Origin of the sequence: Bartonella sp. MM73XJBT.G (assembly GCF_028618435.1) — a bacterium.
In the GTDB taxonomy this organism is placed as follows: Bacteria; Pseudomonadota; Alphaproteobacteria; order Rhizobiales; family Rhizobiaceae; genus Bartonella.
Map to the genome: position 1 here is coordinate 1 of NZ_JAQISW010000067.1, position 1,193 is coordinate 1,193.

The following is a 1,193-nucleotide window of genomic DNA, read 5'->3' on the forward strand; positions in this document are numbered from 1 at the left end:
AATGGCGAAGAGCAAATTTGAACGTACGAAACCGCATGTTAATATAGGTACGATTGGTCACGTTGATCATGGGAAGACTTCGTTGACAGCAGCGATTACGAAATTTTTTGGTGAGTTTAAAGCATATGATCAAATTGATGCAGCACCAGAAGAGCGCGCCCGTGGTATTACCATTTCTACAGCACACGTTGAGTATGAAACGGAGAATCGTCACTATGCCCACGTTGATTGTCCCGGGCACGCAGATTACGTGAAAAATATGATCACAGGTGCAGCGCAGATGGATGGCGCTATTCTGGTTGTTTCTGCGGCTGATGGTCCGATGCCTCAGACCCGTGAGCACATTTTGCTTGCCCGTCAGGTTGGTGTTCCAGCAATTGTTGTTTTTCTTAATAAAGTTGATCAGGTTGATGATACCGAACTTTTGGATCTTGTAGAGCTTGAGGTTCGTGAACTTTTATCGAAGTATGATTTTCCAGGTGATGATGTTCCGATTGTTAAAGGCTCTGCGTTGGCTGCTCTTGAGGACAAGGATAAAAGCATTGGTGAAGATGCGGTTCGTCTTTTGATGAGTGAGGTTGATAATTATATTCCAACCCCTGAGCGTCCAGTTGATCAACCATTTTTGATGCCGATAGAAGATGTATTTTCGATTTCGGGACGTGGAACGGTTGTTACGGGTCGTGTTGAGCGTGGTATTATTAAAGTTGGGGAGGAAATTGAGATTATTGGTATTCGTCCGACTTCTAAGACGACGGTTACCGGAGTTGAAATGTTCCGCAAGCTTTTAGATCAAGGACAAGCGGGTGATAATATTGGTGCATTGCTTCGTGGTGTTGATCGTGAAGGAATTGAGCGTGGACAGGTTTTGGCAAAACCTGGTTCTGTTACCCCTCATACCCGTTTTAAAGCAGAGGCTTATATTTTGACGAAAGATGAAGGAGGTCGTCATACGCCTTTTTTCACGAATTATCGTCCTCAGTTTTATTTTCGTACCACAGATGTTACGGGTATTGTGACGCTACCAGAAGGAACAGAAATGGTTATGCCAGGGGATAATGTTGCGATGGATGTGTCACTGATTGTTCCGATAGCAATGGAAGAGAAGCTTCGTTTTGCTATTCGTGAAGGTGGTCGTACTGTTGGTGCCGGTATCGTTTCTAAGATCATTGAGTAAATAATGGTTATTGAAA

General features: G+C 43.8%; 1 protein-coding gene. It reads left to right on the plus strand.

The annotated features are described in order from the left end of the window. The first annotated feature begins 1 nt into the window (after position 1). On the plus strand, positions 2 to 1,177 hold the full coding sequence (gene tuf / locus PVV59_RS09795) for an elongation factor Tu (protein WP_100131288.1): 1,176 nt from the start codon (positions 2 to 4) through the stop codon (positions 1,175 to 1,177). Positions 1,178 to 1,193 lie beyond the last annotated feature (16 nt).

Bases quoted from the DNA above. Each gene is read 5' to 3' on its own strand.
- tuf (WP_100131288.1), top strand. From the start codon at position 2: ATGGCGAAGAGCAAATTTGAACGTACGAAACCGCATGTTAATATAGGT.